This window comes from Sphingomonas sp. AC435 (genome assembly GCF_979253005.1).
In genome coordinates this window covers 1-237 of the sequence record NZ_CEEDCJ010000106.1, presented here as the reverse complement: position 1 = coordinate 237, position 237 = coordinate 1, and the positions used below count along the sequence as shown (strand labels likewise).

The following is a 237-nucleotide window of genomic DNA, read 5'->3' as shown; positions in this document are numbered from 1 at the left end:
CGCGACACGATAGGGGCCGAACGCCGTTCGTCATGCCGGGACGAGCCCCGCATGACGGACCGCAGTAGTCGAGCCTCAGGCGGGAAACACTGAGCCTGGCGGGCATTCGCGATTGACTCGCGACCGCCGCCTAGCCACAGCGTCGATGTCGATGTCATGCGCGGGCGAGTGCCTCTTTCAGGGGCCGCCGAAGGAGCAACCGCCCCGGAATCTCTCAGGCACCAGGGACCGCGCGAG

1 riboswitch is annotated in these 237 nt (G+C 67.9%).

What is annotated here, in order from left to right:
• Positions 1-151: 151 nt before the first annotated feature.
• Positions 152-237: riboswitch (glycine riboswitch) on the top strand.